Raw genomic sequence first — 15946 nt, 5'->3', positions numbered from 1 at the left:
TTTGCCTCAATTATGCTTCAAATAGTTTATCAAATATTATAAAAATAAGAAAGATTTTTTCGAATGGAAGGAAATAAGGGCATCTACATCATTTCTCCAAATCCGTGATATTGGCTGGGACAAGTTGGAGCGTACAAGCATTAACTATAGAGATAAAAACGAAAAGAGGTGTTTAAATGTCTGCTTGTATTCCATCTTTGCCAAGTTTGCCGACAGTTGTGACAGTCTGCTGGTTCCGGAACCCATTAAGCCCTGTATCACTGAGAAGGATTTCCCAGGCGACTGTTTTGGGGAATGACGCAGAAGCCTGCCTTGAGACACTTGAAACAGGAGCCCTTTACGGCCCCGCATCCGATTGCCTTCTGGCTAACGGCTTTCAGCTCGTGACTCTGCTTGACTTCGGCATCTACGGATTTTCCGTTTTCACATCTGCACCAGAAGCATAATAAAAGAGGACAAGTATCCCTGCTGCCCAGGGTGCTTGTCCTCTATCAGCTTCCGTTTCCGTCATAAAGCCGCACAAAATGCTCCATCAGCTCTTCTTCTGAAATCTGGATCCGATGCTCCAGGTCTTTCGTCCGCAAGACATATTCCTTAATACCGATGAATTCAGACTCTGCAATCAGCCAGAATATTGTACCGCGTTTGAATTTGCCGTTAAAGCCGGTTTTCAATCTGTATTTTTTCATGTTACCCTCAATTTAAAATTTGCTCAATCTATCTAAAAAGCCGCTTCTCTCTGTCATTATAACAGAAAAAGCGGCTTTCTTGATGTACAGTGATGGCTCCGTAACAGACCCTTTTACTCTCAGCAGAGCTATGTAAGCCTTACTTGCCGGACTGCTTGTTCATGGCAGACATCATCTGATTAATTTTCTTCTGTGATGGTTTCATCCCCATTTGCATCATCATCATTTTAAGCATTTGTTCGTTGATTGGCGGATTTTTCTTTAAGTAGCTCATCATATATTTACGAGCAATGAAAAATCCTAGTGCTACACCGGCGATCAATGCCAGTATACCAACTAGAATAACGTCCCACATTCAAAACTTCCTCCTTCATGTTGTCTATCATACAGTGTACTAAACCAAAGGTTATTATACAATATCTGCACCTGTTTTTCCCCTATTTAAATAAATTTTCTTTCTTTGATCGGCTTCAGCCATCCATAGCGGCTGTTATTCATATCAACCGCCAAATAAGAGGATTCGTTTTTCCTGAGGATTTCAAAGAACACCGTTTCAGCATCATAATTCCCATGTGATTCTATCACTAAACATCGGTCATAGACTTCAAGCCGCGCCGCACTGTTTTTTCCGCTTTGAATGACATAGGCCCCCTGATCGGCGGATGCCCCTTTTTTCCTTGAAAGCTGCTGTGTGAGATACTGGTGAAGCCTGAGGGCAGGGATTGGCCTGGTGATAAACTCAATCTGCCGGGAAAGGATCGATTTCAGCTCTCCCTTAGAACGGCTGTATTCCTGAAAGAGCTGGTAGAACATCCGCTCTCTGCCAAAATAATGCGAAGCAAATTCATCTTCTATTAAATAAAGCTGATAGGTTCTCACCAACATCTCCTCCAATATCTTCTATATTGCTTCAAGTATAAGGGAACAGAATCAGTTACTTTGTCTTTCAGCGTCAAAAATAGGCACTAGTTTTGTCGAACAGGCCGATTTGACTATATATTCTATTGAAATATTGTAAATTTTCAATTAATTAAATACAAATAAAAAAGAGAGCGTACTCTGACGCTCTCTTTATACCCTTTATAGAAGGGCCTTTAAACGTGCTACCACATTTTCTACTGTAAAGCCATACTCTTCAATGATCTTCTCGCCTGGTGCAGATGCGCCGAATGTATCAATCGCCAATACATCCCCTTCATCACCTGCATATCTGTGCCAGCCAAGTGAAGAGCCCATTTCGATTGCAAGGCGTTTCTTCACAGCCTTCGGAATGACGCTTTCTTTGTATTCCTTGGATTGTGCTTCAAAGCGGTCCCAAGCAGGCATGGAAACAACCGCAGCCTCAATGCCTTCTTTCTTCAATGCTTCCTGAGCTTTCACCGCAAGATGCACTTCAGATCCGGAAGCAAGCAGCAGGGCATCTGCCTGGTTTTTGCCTGCAGGTGAGACAACATAAGCACCCTTAGACACACCATCATAGGCGTTTTTGTCAGTATCCTGAAGGGTAGGCAGGTTTTGGCGCGTCAGCACAAGCGCTGTCGGCTTATCCTGTGATTCTACCGCCACTTTCCATGCAGCTGAAGTTTCATTTCCATCAGCCGGACGGATGACAGACAGGTTAGGCATCGCACGAAGTGATGCAAGCTGTTCAACCGGCTCATGAGTAGGGCCGTCCTCACCGACAGCAATGCTGTCATGCGTGAATACATAAGTAACAGGAAGTCCCATAAGAGCAGCCAGGCGGACTGCAGGGCGAAGATAATCAGAGAATACGAAGAAGGTTCCTCCGAATACCTTTAAGCCGCCGTGGAGGGCCATGCCGTTAAGCGCAGCACCCATGGCAAATTCCCTTACGCCGAACCAGATGTTGCGGCCTTCGAATGAAGCAGGGGTAAAGTCGCCTGAGCCTTTGATCATCGTTTTGTTTGAACCGGCAAGGTCAGCAGATCCGCCGATGAAGAATGGAAGATTCTGCGCGACTCCGTTCAGTGCTTCGCCGGAAGATGCGCGGCTTGCCAGGCTTGAACCTGTTTCATAAACTGGAATGTCCTTATCCCATCCTTCTGGAAGTTCGCCATCCATTGCTCCCTGAAGCTGGGCACCGAGCTCAGGGAATTCCTGCTTATAGCTGTCGAGCATAGAGTTCCACTCCTGCTCAGTCTGCGCTCCGCGGTCAGCGATATGCTTTTTGAAGTGGCTGTACACTTCCTCCGGAACATGGAAATCTTCTTCAAAGGTCCACTTGTAAGCTTCCTTCGTCAGCTTAAGCTCATCAGCTCCAAGCGGGGCTCCGTGTACGTCAGATTTTCCGGATTTATTTGGAGAACCAAATCCGATGACCGTTTTTACTTCGATCATAGTCGGGCGGTCAAGATCTCCTCTTGCTTCTTCAAGCGCATTCGCTACTTCGCTAAGATCATTGCCATCCTCAACACGGATATATTGCCATCCGTATGATTCAAATCTTTGCGCTACACTTTCAGAGAAAGAACGGTCAAGATCGCCGTCAAGGGAGATATCATTTGAATCATAAAGGACAACCAGCTTGCCAAGCTTCAAGTGGCCTGCAAGCGATGCAGCTTCGGCAGATACACCTTCCATGAGGTCACCGTCGCCGCAGATGCTGTATGTAAAGTGGTCGACTACATTATACTTGTCTTTATTGTAAACAGCTGCAAGATGGCGTTCTGCCATGGCCATGCCGACTGCCATGGCAATGCCTTGTCCAAGCGGGCCTGTTGTCGCGTCTACGCCCTTCGTATGTTTATATTCAGGGTGTCCAGGAGTTTTGCTTCCCCACTGGCGGAATTCCTTCAAATCATCGATTGTGAGACCGTAGCCTGATAAGTGCAGCAGGCTGTATAAAAGCATAGAGCCATGTCCTGCAGACAGGACAAACCTGTCACGGTTAAACCACTCAGGATTAGCCGGGTTATGGTTCATGAAACGGCTCCAGAGTGTATATGCCATCGGAGCTGCCCCCATCGGCATGCCAGGGTGGCCGGAATTAGCTTTTTCAATCGCATCGATAGATAAAGTTCTGATCGAGCTTATCGACAAATCATCAATAGATTCAAACATATACTACATCCTTCCTTTATAAAGAATCTTACTTTTTAATATTATAGCGGCTCTTAATTTTACACAACTGAGAAGCTTCTGTATAGCTTGTGCATTTTGAAAACCTGTATGTAAAAGAGAACCAAAAATAAATCCAAAAAGGGAACACATATTTATGAGTCCCTTTTTGGCATGGTGCATCAATGAAGGCGTTTCTTTTCGTCCTCGCGGAGCTTTTTGATCTTTTTCGGTGTAACATCATTCCCTTTGGGATCCATGATGGTTACACCTTTTAAGGTTGTAAGCATATTGGAACGGAAAGTCTGCAGATACTCGCTGCGAAGCTTCGTCTGCTCCTTGGCCTCTTCGGTCGTCAGTCCTGTGGTTTTTGCTTTGTTTGCCAGCTCATTGATTCTGGCCATTTTATCTTTAGGCAGCATAATAACGCTCCTTTTTCATTCATTTCATTTAGCTTTCTCTAGTCGTTTCCCCTTAAAACCCTGGTCTAAACGGCCGGAGAATACATCAAATGTTACTATAAAAAAAAGCGTTTGCCAAGGCAAACACTCTTACTCTTCCTGTGCATCTATGTATTCCTGATAGCGCCTGTGCACCGTCGCCTTGGAAATAGGATAGCCGAAGCCCCTGAGAGTTGCCGCAATCTCCGAAAATGTAAGCTTGCTGGCTCTAAGGCGGACAATTTCTTCTATTGGAACCTCAATCCGCTCCCTTCCGGAGTGCTCCCCCAGATTCTTAAGGTTCTTCTCCGGCCTGAACCCTCTGTGCACTGCCCTTTTCATGCCTCTTTTGATCTTGATATTATGCAGCTTGCGCTGATATTCTTCCACCATTGAGACAATATTAAGAACCATGGAATCTGATTCGGAAAGCTGCAGCTCCCCATTATGGGAAATGCTGTAGAGCATAGCGCCCTCTTTATATATGAAGTGAAGCAGGGCGATTTTTGCATTGCCCCTTCCGAGCCTCGTTTCATCCTGGATGAGGATGGCTTTGATCCCCTCAGTCTTAATAAGGTCAAGGAGCTCAAGCACACCGTCCCTCTCCAGGTCATACCCGCTGGCCTGTTCCCTGATGACTGCGGCTACTTCAAAGCCTTTTTCCCCGGCAAGTGCAGCCAGTTCCTCTTCCTGCCTCTCCAGTGATGTTTCCTGTGTTTCTTTTGTTGTTGATACCCTGCAATAGATTACTGCTTTCATATATGCTCCTTTATGTTATTCACCCGCAAAGTTCTGAAGGTCATCCTGCAGCTGCCTTGTATGGCTGTCCGCTTTTACCGGGATAAGGATCTGCTCACCCGCTTTGATCGTGCTGCCCGCTATTCCGTTCTCCTCTTCCACCCACATCACGAATTCTTCTGCTGACAGCTTGTGCTTTTCCGAAAATTGCTGAGACAGCCCCCATAATGTATCACCTTCATCTACTGTTACTTCTATATAGTCTTCTTCCCCGAAAATCCTGTCATATCCGGTAAGCAGCAAAGCCGACCCAAAGCTTAAAACGATAAGTATAATAGCATATGAATACTGGTTCCACAATTTTTTCATAAAAGACACCCCGTCATAAGAATATATGTTCGCATTTCGTTGAATTTATTATAAACCGAACATGTGTTTTCCGTCAACAAAAATTCGAACTTATGTTTGTATCTGTTTCGGGTACATGCTATAATTTAATCAATAATAACCATACGGGGTGCGAATACATGGCTAAAATATCCAAAAGGCAGCAGGACATACTGGAATTTATCAAAGAAGAAGTAAAGGCAAAAGGTTATCCCCCTTCAGTAAGGGAAATCGGGGAAGCGGTCGGCCTGGCGTCCAGCTCGACAGTGCACGGGCATCTCGCCCGGCTCGAAAGCAAGGGGATGATCAGAAGGGATCCGACAAAGCCGCGCGCAATTGAAATCCTGGAGCTTGATGAGACATCACATATCCCAAGGAACAATGTTGTAAATGTCCCTATACTCGGGAAGGTCACAGCAGGACAGCCGATCACCGCGATTGAAAATGTAGAAGAATTCTTCCCGCTGCCGGAAAGCATGGCACCGGCAGCCGAACAGGTCTTCATGCTTGAGATCATGGGTGAAAGTATGATCGAAGCCGGCATCCTTGACGGCGACTATGTCATCGTCCGCCAGCAGCAGTCAGCCAACAACGGCGATATTGTCGTGGCAATGACAGATGAAGATGAAGCAACCGTCAAGCGGTTCTTCAAGGAAAGGGATTATATCAGGCTTCAGCCTGAAAACTCTACAATGGAGCCGATCATCCTCCGGAATGTTTCCATTCTCGGCAAGGTCATTGGCGTATACCGCCATATTCACTGATTATATGATTCTCTCAGCCCGGGCACCTGATCGCCTGGGCTGTTTTCTGCTCAAAAAACCTTGTGAATACTAGAATAGTCGCATCTGCTGCTGCTTAGTTTTTCCTGAAGAGTAAATATGTACTATTAAATAAATCTGAAAATTCAGTCATTTTATCCATATCTTCACCCGGCAGGTCTGTTATATAATAGAAGCAACACCATGATTGACCTAAGGTCGCACCAAAAATTCCGGCTTTAGGAGTGTGAGGCAAATGTGGCAGCATGTCGTCTTCGCAATATTCATTGGTGGCCTTGTCGGCGCGGTTGGGCATCTAAAGAAACACGGGAAGCTGATCATGCCGAAAAGAACGAAGCAATTCATCTATCTCGGCTTTTTGGAGGAAATGGTATTGGGATCACTCGCCTCAGCGCTGCTTGTGCTTTCATCAGATGCAAGCTCCCTCTTGAAGGTAGCATTCCTGTCCATGCTTGCAGGACTGGGCGGTGAAGCCTTGATCCGCAGTCTTGACTTAATAAGGGCCGAAAAGAAATGAAACAGGAGGAAAAGCGGAAATTATGCTGAAACTATCACGAGTACAAACGTAAGAAGCCTCTCCCGGAAAGTTGGGAAGAGGCTCTTTTTACGCCTGAAAACTGTAAACAATCATCTGCATTTCGGTAACTTTTCTGTAACTCTTTTGAGGAGAAGGAAAGGTAATATAAGGTTAGAAAGCAAATACACTTATTGGAGGCTTTAAAATGAAAAAACTATTATCCATCCTGTTAGCCGCTGTCGCCCTGTTTACATTCAGTCTTGGCGCCTCAGCAAAATCCGCGGGCGGAGACTTAAGCAGCAAGAAAGCAATCGAACTGGCGGTTAACGCACGTGTGCATCACTGGAACAGCATGAACGGCCATATCCCATCCAAAAAGAACACAGCCTGCTCTATCAAAACTTTTCAATACAAAGGCACGGAATATCGCTACCTGTGCAGTGAAATCAATACTAAAAGCAAGCTGACCAAGTACCTTAATGAATCATTCACCTTAAATGCCATCAGCAAAGGCTACAAAAAATACAGATTCATTGAGTATAAAGGCAAGATGGCACAGCCGAATGCTGATGGCGGCAGCCTGCTTGAATGGAATAAAGCCAAAGCAAAGCTCATCTATTCCAGAAAAGATATCCGCCAGTTCGAATTTACGGTCCCTTACGGCGAAAAGCAATATGAAAAGAAAAAAGTTACGTTTGTAAAGGTCCTCGGGAAGTGGCAGATTAATGCTTTTGATGCGGTGAGATAATGTAAGGAACATGCACTGCCTTGGACGATTGTTCAAGGCAATTTCCTATTGCTTTAAAATTCCTATAAATTTATACATGGCTAATTATCGCATTCATTCTGAACTGTATTAGTTTTAAAATCGAATCGATTAGAAGATGCAATTACCTGTATTTTATAATTAAAGACCCAATGCATTTATTTTAATCCCAAATGTACCAATGCCAATTAATTCCCCATCGTCCCCAAGCAAGGGATATCCTACTATGTAATGCGTGTGTACTTCATTGTTATATTCGTATTCTGCAAATGTTCCTGATGTTTCTTTTGTATCAATCACTCTCTGCTTCAGGGATATCAGTTTTTGCGAATCGATGCAAAAACTTAATTCATCATCCCTGGCACCTATGAACTGATTAACTTCCGCCTGATTAGCAGAATCAAAGATCCATGTATACCTCAGCTCAAGGTCACTGTGTGCCAGCATGCATTTCGTCTGCGTAAACACCTCTTGAAAGGCGGCTAAATCAGATAATAACAGCGAAGGGTTAATATCCAGTACTTTGGCGATATTCCTGCTTATATCAACACTGGGATTCCTTGTTCCAGATTCAATTTGTGAATAATAAGCACGATCGATGAAAATCAGATCGGCCACATCTGCTTGAGTCATATTTTTGCTTTTCCTGAGTGTTATCAGCCAGTCACGTTTCATTTCATACCTCCCTCTTTAACATAATAAAGCCCTCCTGCAAAAATGAGAAGGGCTGGTTCAGGTCGAATGTGCAATTTTAATAAAAAAATGGCTGCCATACTGCTTGTCTTACTTGGAATCCAGATTTTGATTTAGATAAAAAAAGCTCTTCAAAGGAATCTCTTCGTAACTGCAGCCAAATTTGCTTTTAACATGGTCATTCAGCGCATACTCCAAGTTTCCTGCATAAAAATTCACTCTAACATGGCAATGTGCAAGTGCAAGATGATCAGTAAAGCTTTTTGCCAGCTGGTCCAGGTGATATATATGATCATCCAGAACTTTTTCCACTGAGTATACTTCTGCTTTAACGATATTTGATCTCATTTCATCAGATGGTACATGATCTTCCTGGGGGAAATCAGCAAGAGTACAGGCCCTTTTTTCATCAATGATAATCATCCGATAAGTTCTATCTTCCAAAAAAATGTCCCATGCTTCCAGTTCAGTCAAATTCAGTATCCTTTCAAAGTGCATGCACATAACCACCCTTTAGAATTTTCGATTTATCTATCTTTAATCCATTAAAAAAGGACATCCATTCCCTCTGAAATTTAGAAAGTAATGCCCTGATTATATATAAACCATAGGCTATAAAAATTTTCCCAACCCTCTTGATATTCCTGCCGTTAAAATATCAGGTTATAATTGTATAAATTATACAGTTGGGAGATAGATTTTTGAAGAAAATATTAACTTACGTACTCTTCATCCTATTGATAAGTTCAGGATGTTCTAATGAAAATGAAAAAAAAGACCTTCTTGCTGTAAGCCACAATTCTACAGAGGAACTGAAGACCTGGTCGCCCACACCTCATACAGTTATAGAACTGGAAGGGAAGTCTTTAAATTTATATGGAGAATCAGGAAAATACGCCCTTTCTCCGGATGTATTCAGGGTAGATACACAAGGGATACACACTTGGTATTTATGGGTGACACCAGAAGAAAAAAAGAAAATGCTTCATGAGAAAGTTACCATTAAGGGGATCAGTGAGAAAGATAAAAACGAGGAGATATACCTTGCGAACACCATGGTGGTTGATTTGTCCAGCGATGAAAAACAGAGCATGCCCTATTCGGAAAATGCATTAAAATTCGTCGCGAATATTACTCCAGTCAGGGAAGGACGCTGGAAATTAAACAGTTATGTGGACAACACACTCCTAGGAACTACTGTCACCGAGGCACAGCCAAAGTAAGGAAGAAATTCAGCCCTTTAAGGATAAAAGGGCCTTTTTTGAATTAGAAAAAGTCCTCTAGAGTGAGAAAGGTTTTTTTCCATTAAAAGAAAAAATAGAATATGCCGAAAGATAGTGACAATCCAAAGAAAATAGTCATCACCAAGTTAAAGTTATATGATCTATCTTTTTGCTTGGAATGAAGAATAGTTCTTGCCAAAGAAGCAAAAAAAATCAGTGATACCGTGGCCACAAAGAACAATTCTTTCTTACCCATAATTAAGAATGAGGTTGATGCTAAAAAGAGAAAGATGGCAGCTGCTTTTGGCCAGACCGGAGAATTATCCATTTGTCCCCTCCCTTTTTAGTGTATTATAAGCAATCTTATCGCGGTAGGAAAGAGGAAAATAAACTAACATATTGAGTAAAAAGCAAGCTATATGAGCATCCAGTATGGCCCGGCAGGACCATATCCGAATAAAAAGAAATATGAAAAGGCAAGAATGAACCAATTCGAGGACTGACCGGCTTTCTTAAGCGTCTGATTGACTCATATTCCCCACTAGAGGCACTCTGTTCGGCTTTTTTTCTTTAGAGTGCCTCATAGATTTATACTGAGTCACTCTGCCCAGCTTCTCCCGCCATCAGAGTGATTCATATTCTCCTCTTGAAGCACTCTGGTTAGCTCTTTCAGGTTTAGAGTGACTCATATCCTTATTTCGAAGCACTCTGGTTGGCTTTTTCAGGTTTAGAGTGACTCATATCCTTATTTTGAGGCACTCTGGTTGGCTTTTTCAGCTTTAGAGTGATTCATATTCTTAATTTAAGGCACTCTGCTCAGCCTTTCCCACCATCAGAGTGATTCATATTCTTAATTTAAGGCACTCTGCTCAGCCTTCCGCACCATCAGAGTGATTCATATTCTCCTCCTGAGGCACTCTAATTGGCTTTTTCAGCTTTAGAGTGACTCCTATCTTTTTCTCAAGTCACTCTAAACAGCTTCTTCCAGTATCAGAGTGACTCATACCCTCCTCTTGAGTCACTCTGACCTGTTTCTTCCACCACTAGAGTGACTCCTATCTCCCTCTTGAGGCGAACCGGCCAAATATATGAAGACTGCCCTTGAATCGTAAAAATCGGACCCCTCTTAAATCAACATAAAAAAACCCCTCAATACCAATGGTATCAAGGGGCCAAATCTATTAATACATCTGCAGGTACTGCTCGCGCTCCCAAGGGTGAACTTGTGTGCGGAACATATCCCACTCAATTTCCTTCGCTTCGATGAAGTGTTCGAAGATGTGTTCGCCAAGGGCTGAGACCATGATTTCATTGCTCTTCAGCTGTTCAAGCGCCTGGGCAAGTGTTGCAGGAAGATCTTCGATGCCTTCTGCTACGCGCTCTTCTTTGTTCATCACATAGATATTGCGGTCGACCGGTGCAGGAGGAGTCAGTTTGTTCTTGATTCCATCAAGCCCTGCTTTTAATAGAACTGCCATAGCCAGGTATGGGTTTGCTGCCGGGTCAACGCTGCGGACCTCAACACGTGTGCTCATGCCGCGTGATGCCGGGATGCGGATCAGCGGTGAACGGTTCCTTGCAGACCAAGCCACATAGCAAGGTGCTTCATAGCCAGGTACAAGGCGCTTGTAAGAGTTGACAGTCGGGTTCGTTACAGCTGTGAAAGCTGGAGCATGCTTGATGATGCCGGCGATGAACTGGCGTGCAGTGTCGCTGAGCTCAAGATTTCCAGTTGTATCGTAGAAGGAATTCTCGCCATCTTTGAATAATGACATATTGCAGTGCATACCTGATCCGTTTACGCCGAATAATGGCTTCGGCATGAATGTTGCGTGCAGGCCGTGCTTGCGGGCGATCGTTTTGACAACAAGCTTGAATGTCTGGATCTGGTCGCATGCAGTCAGTGCATCAGCATATTTAAAGTCGATTTCGTGCTGCCCTGGTGCCACTTCATGGTGGGAAGCTTCGATTTCAAAGCCCATTTCTTCAAGCTCAAGCACGATGTCGCGGCGGCAATTTTCGCCAAGGTCAGTCGGCGCAAGGTCGAAGTAGCCTCCGTTATCGTTCAGTTCAAGAGTCGGGTCGCCCTGCTGGTCAAGCTTGAACAGGAAGAATTCCGGCTCAGGTCCGAGGTTGAAGTTTGTGAAGCCTAATTCCTTCATCTCATCAAGGAGCCTTCTCAGGTTGTTGCGCGGATCCCCATCGAATGGAGTAAGATCCGGATTATAGATATCACAGATCAGGCGGGCAACTTTGCCTTTTTCAGCCGTCCAAGGGAATACCACCCAAGTGCTGAGGTCAGGATACAAGAGCATATCTGATTCCTCGATGCGGACGAAGCCTTCGATGGAAGAGCCGTCGAACATCATTTTGTTGTCCAGCGCTTTTTCAAGCTGGGAAATCGGGATTTCCACGTTTTTGATTGTTCCGAGGATATCCGTAAATTGAAGGCGGATAAATTTTACGTTTTCTTCTTCAGCAATACGTTTAATGTCATCTTTTGTGTAGTTAGCCATTAGTTTTTCCTCCCTTAAAGCACATCAATTTTATTTTTAATGGAAAAAGCGGGACATATCTCCCTGGCGGAGCGAATGCCGGTTGAATCGGCCGGCCTGCATCATTTCCTGCCTCAGGAGCTTTCTCAATTCATCATCAGATAAATCGCGCCTTACTTTTTCTGCTTGCTGCTGCACTTCAGCTGTTAATGTTTGTTCCTGCATGGCGAATAATTGCTTGATTCCCGCCATATTGACTCCCTGGTCGATCAAATCCTTGATTTCCAGGAGCTTATCAATATCATTCAAGGAAAAAAGCCGTCTATTTCCGTCAGTTCGTGCTGGAGAAATCAATTGGTGTTCCTCGTAATAGCGGATCTGCCTGGCCGTAAGCTCAGTCAGCTGCATTACAGTCCCAATTGGAAATAGCGGCATGGAACGGCGTATTTCACTGCCTTTCATCCGATTTCTCCTCCTTTACAATCATTTCTTGTGTTTATTATATGTAATGTCAGATTTGTTGTCAACTTTATGTAAGGTTTTATAACATTAAAACACAAAAAAATTTTCCTGAACGAAAATAAAAAGGACAGCTCTGCTGCCCTTTTATATATTCACCTATTAAAGTGGTATTAAACCCTTTTTTGCTAAGAAAGAGATGGCTGTGCATATGGCGATTTTTACATGCGAGTATGTAAGCCCGCCCTGGACGTAGGCAACATATGGCGGACGGGTCGGACCGTCGGCGGTAAGCTCGATGCTTGCTCCCTGGATGAATGTGCCCGCCGCCATGATGACATCATCCTCATAGCCCGGCATATAAGCGGGATAAGGGGTCACATGGGAATTGATGGGAGAAGCGTATTGAATGGCCTGGCAGAATGCCACCATTTTATCGCGGTCATCAAACTGGACGGATTGAATAAGATCAGTTCTCTCTGCATCCCATCTCGGGGAAGAATTCATCCCTAGCATTTCAAGCAGCGCAGCAGTGAATACTGCCCCTTTCAGCGCCTGTCCGGCAACATGGGGAGCAAGGAAGAATCCCTGGTACATCTCCTGGAGGCTGTACAGCGAGGCCCCCGCTTCCGCTCCGATCCCAGGCGATGTCATTCTGTAGGAGCATGCCTCAACCAGATCTTCCCGGCCGACGATATAGCCGCCCGTTTTCGCCAGTCCGCCGCCGGGGTTCTTAATGAGAGATCCGGCCATCAGATCAGCGCCAACATGGCAGGGCTCCATTTCCTCGATAAATTCCCCATAGCAGTTGTCTACAAATACAACCACATCCGGCTTGATTTCTTTTACAAACTGTATCATTTCCTTGATCTGGGAAATTGTAAAAGAAGGCCTGACAGCATAGCCTTTGGACCGCTGAATTCCGATCATCTTCGTATTCGGCTTGATGGCGCTCCTCACGGCTTCAAAATCGACATATCCATCCTCACCGAGAGGAACACTGCTGTAGCTTATGCCGAATTCTTTCAAAGAGCCTGTCCCTTTGCCCCTGATGCCGACGATTTCCTCAAGGGTATCATAAGGTTTCCCGGTCATATAAAGCAGTTCATCCCCAGGCCGGAGGATACCGAATAGAGCGGTTGAGATGGCATGGGTTCCGGAGATGATCTGCGGCCTTACAAGGCCTGCTTCTCCCCCAAACACTCTCGCATAAATTTTTTCGAGAGTATCACGGCCGATATCATCATAGCCATAGCCGGTTGAAGGGATGAAATGAGAATCGCTTACCTTGTAATGCTGAAAGCTTTCAAGCACCCTGAACTGATTGGCTTCGATTTTTTGGTCAATTTTTTTATGAACGGATGCAATTTGTTCTTCTGCCTGTGAAGCCAGTTCTTGAATCCGGCTTCCGTATTCTAAATGCTGAAACATGATGTTCTCCAATCCAAGAGCCGGAGGGTTCATCCCCTCCGGCCCTCTTTATACTGTGTATTTGTTTAATTCTCCTGTGATCTGGTGATCTTCAAGGGCATATCCTTTGCAGAGATAAACCTCCCTGTCTTCCTGGAAAGAGAGCTCTCTCAAAATCGTCTCATTTTTCAGCTGCGACAGAAGCCTTCCTTCTGTTGACGGAACTTCCACTTGATATGGCTTCATGAGGCCCAGCACAATTTCTTCGATTTTCCTCTTCAGCCTGCTGCGGTCTTCTTCCTCAAATGCGCTGATCACAAGGGATTCCGTCTTTGCCGTCGGAACAAAATCCGGGTGCATTTCGTCTCTCTTATTATAAACCGCCAGCTGCGGGATGTGCTGGATATCAAGATCCTCGAGCAGCTTGTTCACGGTCTTTTCATGCTGGAAATAATCCGGATTCGATGAATCGATAACATGGAGCAGCAAATCCGCTTCACTTACTTCCTCAAGCGTCGACCTGAAGGCCGCTACAAGGGTTGTCGGCAGATCCTGAATGAACCCTACTGTATCGGTGGCTAGCGCCAGATAACCGCTTGGGAGGATAAGCTTCCTTGTCATCGGGTCAAGCGTCGCAAAGAGCTGGTTTTCTTCAAAGGATTCAGCTTCGGCGAGCCGGTTGAACAAAGTCGATTTCCCGGCATTTGTGTAGCCTACAAGGGCAATCTGGAACGCTTTGTTCTTTTTGCGGCGCTCGCGGTATCTGTCCCTGTGCTGGACGATGACTGACAACTGCGACTTGATATCATCGATTTTCCTGCGGATGTGGCGCCGGTCGGATTCAAGCTTCGTTTCCCCCGGTCCTCTTGTCCCGATCCCGGCACCGAGCCTGGAAAGCTGAATGCCCTGGCCGCCAAGCCTCGGCAGCAGATACTGCAGCTGGGCAAGCTCAACCTGGAGCTTGCCTTCCTTCGACCTTGCCCGCTGTGCAAAGATATCGAGGATCAGCTGAGTGCGGTCAATGACCCTGCTGTTCACTTCTTTAGAAACATTCCTGACCTGGCTTGGGGAAAGCTCATCATTGAAAATGATCAGGTCCGCTCCTATCTCTTCCTCAAGCATCTTTAATTCTTCAACCTTGCCTTTTCCTATATATGTAGAAGGATGGATTCTGTCTCTTTTCTGGGACAGTTCGGCCAGTACTTTGCCATTGGCTGTTTCTGTCAGGGATGCAAGCTCCTCCATTGAATATTGAAAATGCCTGTCGTCCTCGCTAGTCTGGCAGCCCACGAGAATAACCCTTTCGAATTCCGTTTTATTTTCCAAACGATCCCTCTTTTCTTTAAAAATCCGCTTATTTCCAATACGTACACCTGACCTTAAAATATCATACCAAAAATATGCTTTCCATCCTACTATTTTCACCAGCCTGAGCGCTTTAAAACCCTTCTGTTTCTTATTCTTTTCCGCTCTTGGAAAATAAAGATTGAAAAATCATATTAGCATGTTAAAATCATATTTGGTTTGAATAGAATTTTATGCAGGGGAGCACTCAAAACTCTCTGCCTGATATAAATGAAAAGCTGGCCGGCAGCGGCCTTCACCAGAGGAGAAATGCACCATGACTTGGGAAGTATTGAGCATGATTGGCACGATCGCTTTTGCAGTAAGCGGCGCGATCATTGCCATGGAAGAAGAATATGATATTTTAGGGGTTTACATACTCGGGATTGTGACAGCCTTTGGCGGAGGCGCCATCCGCAACCTGCTCATCGGGGTGCCGGTGTCTGCCCTTTGGGAACAGGGGATGTTCTTCCAGATCGCCCTGCTGTCCATTACAGCGGTATTTCTGTTCCCCAATAATCTGTTAAGGCACTGGCAAAAATGGGGAAACTTCTTTGATGCAATCGGCCTTTCTGCCTTTGCGATCCAGGGTGCCATTTACGCATCGGAAATGGGCCATCCGCTCAGCGCTGTTATCGTGGCTGCAGTCCTGACTGGAAGCGGCGGAGGCATCATCCGCGACCTTCTTGCCGGAAGGAAGCCGCTTGTGCTCAGATCGGAAATTTATGCCGTCTGGGCCATCTTATGCGGCTTTGCCATCGGTCTTGGCATGGCAGAATCGGCCGTCGCCCTATACAGCCTGTTTGCGGCCGTTACCCTCCTGCGGGTGCTGTCATACACCTACCATTGGAAGCTGCCGGCGAGAAGGCTTGGCGCAGCCCGGCAGTAAATACAGAAAGCAAAAAGCAGGCCTGGGTGCCTGCTT

20 protein-coding genes are annotated in these 15946 nt (G+C 45.2%); 6 read left to right on the top strand and 14 right to left on the bottom strand.

The features are described from left to right. Positions 1 to 176 precede the first annotated feature (176 nt). A complete protein-coding gene (locus AC4E8B_RS10360) occupies positions 177 to 446 on the top strand; it encodes a hypothetical protein (protein WP_490218744.1) in 270 nt (89 codons plus the stop codon). A gap of 45 nt (positions 447 to 491) precedes the next feature. On the opposite strand, the gene AC4E8B_RS10355 is transcribed toward AC4E8B_RS10360, so the two are convergent. From AC4E8B_RS10355 to yneA, 7 genes are all read right to left on the bottom strand, one after another. Continuing rightward, positions 492 to 689 carry a hypothetical protein gene (locus AC4E8B_RS10355; protein WP_490218743.1) on the bottom strand — a complete coding sequence of 66 codons (198 nt, stop codon included), beginning with the start codon at positions 687 to 689 and terminating at the stop codon, positions 492 to 494. Positions 690 to 828: 139 nt separating this feature from the next. Continuing rightward, positions 829 to 1044, bottom strand: a complete 216-nt coding sequence (locus AC4E8B_RS10350) for a YneF family protein (RefSeq protein WP_009790944.1) — start codon at positions 1042 to 1044, stop codon at positions 829 to 831. 86 nt (positions 1045 to 1130) lie between these two features. Continuing rightward, complete coding sequence (gene sirA / locus AC4E8B_RS10345; RefSeq protein WP_490218741.1) at positions 1131 to 1568, bottom strand: sporulation inhibitor of replication protein SirA; 438 nt, start codon at positions 1566 to 1568, stop codon at positions 1131 to 1133. A 201-nt stretch (positions 1569 to 1769) separates the two neighbouring features. Then, positions 1770 to 3770: a transketolase gene (tkt, locus tag AC4E8B_RS10340; RefSeq protein ID WP_490218739.1), complete on the bottom strand. Its 2001-nt coding sequence runs from the start codon at positions 3768 to 3770 to the stop codon at positions 1770 to 1772. A 179-nt stretch (positions 3771 to 3949) separates the two neighbouring features. Further along, on the bottom strand, positions 3950 to 4189 hold the full coding sequence (locus AC4E8B_RS10335; RefSeq protein WP_490218737.1) for a DUF896 domain-containing protein: 240 nt from the start codon (positions 4187 to 4189) through the stop codon (positions 3950 to 3952). Between the two features lie 129 nt (positions 4190 to 4318). Next, positions 4319 to 4966, bottom strand: a complete 648-nt coding sequence (locus AC4E8B_RS10330; protein WP_490218736.1) for a YneB family resolvase-like protein — start codon at positions 4964 to 4966, stop codon at positions 4319 to 4321. A 15-nt stretch (positions 4967 to 4981) separates the two neighbouring features. After that, on the bottom strand, positions 4982 to 5314 hold the full coding sequence (yneA, locus tag AC4E8B_RS10325; protein ID WP_490218735.1) for a cell division suppressor protein YneA: 333 nt from the start codon (positions 5312 to 5314) through the stop codon (positions 4982 to 4984). Between the two features lie 158 nt (positions 5315 to 5472). Between yneA and lexA the strand changes: the two genes are divergently transcribed. From lexA to AC4E8B_RS10310, 3 genes are all read left to right on the top strand, one after another. After that, positions 5473 to 6096, top strand: coding sequence for a transcriptional repressor LexA (lexA, locus tag AC4E8B_RS10320; RefSeq protein WP_009791598.1), 624 nt, complete (start codon positions 5473 to 5475; stop codon positions 6094 to 6096). Between the two features lie 253 nt (positions 6097 to 6349). Next, positions 6350 to 6631, top strand: coding sequence for a DUF4257 domain-containing protein (locus AC4E8B_RS10315; protein ID WP_094767396.1), 282 nt, complete (start codon positions 6350 to 6352; stop codon positions 6629 to 6631). A 205-nt stretch (positions 6632 to 6836) separates the two neighbouring features. Beyond that, positions 6837 to 7379, top strand: a complete 543-nt coding sequence (locus AC4E8B_RS10310; RefSeq protein WP_490218732.1) for a DL-endopeptidase inhibitor IseA — start codon at positions 6837 to 6839, stop codon at positions 7377 to 7379. Between the two features lie 159 nt (positions 7380 to 7538). Here the strand turns inward: AC4E8B_RS10310 and AC4E8B_RS10305 are convergent, their stop codons facing one another. Both AC4E8B_RS10305 and AC4E8B_RS10300 read right to left on the bottom strand, forming a co-directional pair. Beyond that, entirely contained in the window at positions 7539 to 8072 is a 534-nt protein-coding gene (locus AC4E8B_RS10305) for a helix-turn-helix domain-containing protein (protein WP_490218730.1), read from the bottom strand. A gap of 108 nt (positions 8073 to 8180) precedes the next feature. After that, positions 8181 to 8588, bottom strand: a complete 408-nt coding sequence (locus AC4E8B_RS10300) for a hypothetical protein (protein WP_490218728.1) — start codon at positions 8586 to 8588, stop codon at positions 8181 to 8183. A 203-nt stretch (positions 8589 to 8791) separates the two neighbouring features. Between AC4E8B_RS10300 and AC4E8B_RS10295 the strand changes: the two genes are divergently transcribed. Next, positions 8792 to 9313: a hypothetical protein gene (locus AC4E8B_RS10295; RefSeq protein WP_490218726.1), complete on the top strand. Its 522-nt coding sequence runs from the start codon at positions 8792 to 8794 to the stop codon at positions 9311 to 9313. A gap of 82 nt (positions 9314 to 9395) precedes the next feature. Here the strand turns inward: AC4E8B_RS10295 and AC4E8B_RS10290 are convergent, their stop codons facing one another. The 5 genes from AC4E8B_RS10290 to hflX all read right to left on the bottom strand — a co-directional run bounded on the left by AC4E8B_RS10290 (position 9396) and on the right by hflX (position 15003). Beyond that, entirely contained in the window at positions 9396 to 9641 is a 246-nt protein-coding gene (locus AC4E8B_RS10290) for a hypothetical protein (RefSeq protein WP_490218724.1), read from the bottom strand. Positions 9642 to 10494: 853 nt separating this feature from the next. After that, positions 10495 to 11829, bottom strand: coding sequence for a type I glutamate--ammonia ligase (glnA, locus tag AC4E8B_RS10285; protein ID WP_490218723.1), 1335 nt, complete (start codon positions 11827 to 11829; stop codon positions 10495 to 10497). A 36-nt stretch (positions 11830 to 11865) separates the two neighbouring features. Then, entirely contained in the window at positions 11866 to 12270 is a 405-nt protein-coding gene (locus AC4E8B_RS10280) for a MerR family transcriptional regulator (RefSeq protein WP_224906531.1), read from the bottom strand. 159 nt (positions 12271 to 12429) lie between these two features. After that, positions 12430 to 13698: a methionine gamma-lyase family protein gene (locus AC4E8B_RS10275; protein WP_490218722.1), complete on the bottom strand. Its 1269-nt coding sequence runs from the start codon at positions 13696 to 13698 to the stop codon at positions 12430 to 12432. 48 nt (positions 13699 to 13746) lie between these two features. Next, positions 13747 to 15003 (bottom strand): GTPase HflX, encoded by a 1257-nt coding sequence (gene hflX / locus AC4E8B_RS10270; RefSeq protein ID WP_490218721.1) that lies wholly within the window; start codon positions 15001 to 15003, stop codon positions 13747 to 13749. A gap of 295 nt (positions 15004 to 15298) precedes the next feature. Between hflX and AC4E8B_RS10265 the strand changes: the two genes are divergently transcribed. Then, positions 15299 to 15910 (top strand): trimeric intracellular cation channel family protein, encoded by a 612-nt coding sequence (locus AC4E8B_RS10265; RefSeq protein WP_490218720.1) that lies wholly within the window; start codon positions 15299 to 15301, stop codon positions 15908 to 15910. The last annotated feature ends 36 nt before the right edge of the window (positions 15911 to 15946 follow it).

The sequence above is a fragment of the Bacillus sp. SRL543 genome, from assembly GCF_984799205.1.
The sequence above is the reverse complement of the archived record's forward strand: the minus strand, read 5'-3'. Positions and strand labels throughout refer to the sequence as shown.

Excerpts from the sequence above, each read along its gene's own strand:
- AC4E8B_RS10360 (WP_490218744.1), top strand. The coding sequence starts at position 177 with ATGTCTGCTTGTATTCCATCTTTGCCAAGTTTGCCGACAGTTGTGACA.
- AC4E8B_RS10355 (WP_490218743.1), bottom strand. The coding sequence starts at position 689 with ATGAAAAAATACAGATTGAAAACCGGCTTTAACGGCAAATTCAAACGC.
- AC4E8B_RS10350 (WP_009790944.1), bottom strand. The coding sequence starts at position 1,044 with ATGTGGGACGTTATTCTAGTTGGTATACTGGCATTGATCGCCGGTGTA.
- tkt (WP_490218739.1), bottom strand. The coding sequence starts at position 3,770 with ATGTTTGAATCTATTGATGATTTGTCGATAAGCTCGATCAGAACTTTA.
- AC4E8B_RS10335 (WP_490218737.1), bottom strand. The coding sequence starts at position 4,189 with ATGCTGCCTAAAGATAAAATGGCCAGAATCAATGAGCTGGCAAACAAA.
- AC4E8B_RS10330 (WP_490218736.1), bottom strand. The coding sequence starts at position 4,966 with ATGAAAGCAGTAATCTATTGCAGGGTATCAACAACAAAAGAAACACAG.
- yneA (WP_490218735.1), bottom strand. The coding sequence starts at position 5,314 with ATGAAAAAATTGTGGAACCAGTATTCATATGCTATTATACTTATCGTT.
- lexA (WP_009791598.1), top strand. The coding sequence starts at position 5,473 with ATGGCTAAAATATCCAAAAGGCAGCAGGACATACTGGAATTTATCAAA.
- AC4E8B_RS10315 (WP_094767396.1), top strand. The coding sequence starts at position 6,350 with ATGTGGCAGCATGTCGTCTTCGCAATATTCATTGGTGGCCTTGTCGGC.
- AC4E8B_RS10310 (WP_490218732.1), top strand. The coding sequence starts at position 6,837 with ATGAAAAAACTATTATCCATCCTGTTAGCCGCTGTCGCCCTGTTTACA.
- AC4E8B_RS10305 (WP_490218730.1), bottom strand. The coding sequence starts at position 8,072 with ATGAAACGTGACTGGCTGATAACACTCAGGAAAAGCAAAAATATGACT.
- AC4E8B_RS10300 (WP_490218728.1), bottom strand. The coding sequence starts at position 8,588 with ATGCACTTTGAAAGGATACTGAATTTGACTGAACTGGAAGCATGGGAC.
- AC4E8B_RS10290 (WP_490218724.1), bottom strand. The coding sequence starts at position 9,641 with ATGGATAATTCTCCGGTCTGGCCAAAAGCAGCTGCCATCTTTCTCTTT.
- glnA (WP_490218723.1), bottom strand. The coding sequence starts at position 11,829 with ATGGCTAACTACACAAAAGATGACATTAAACGTATTGCTGAAGAAGAA.
- AC4E8B_RS10280 (WP_224906531.1), bottom strand. The coding sequence starts at position 12,270 with ATGAAAGGCAGTGAAATACGCCGTTCCATGCCGCTATTTCCAATTGGG.
- AC4E8B_RS10275 (WP_490218722.1), bottom strand. The coding sequence starts at position 13,698 with ATGTTTCAGCATTTAGAATACGGAAGCCGGATTCAAGAACTGGCTTCA.
- AC4E8B_RS10265 (WP_490218720.1), top strand. The coding sequence starts at position 15,299 with ATGACTTGGGAAGTATTGAGCATGATTGGCACGATCGCTTTTGCAGTA.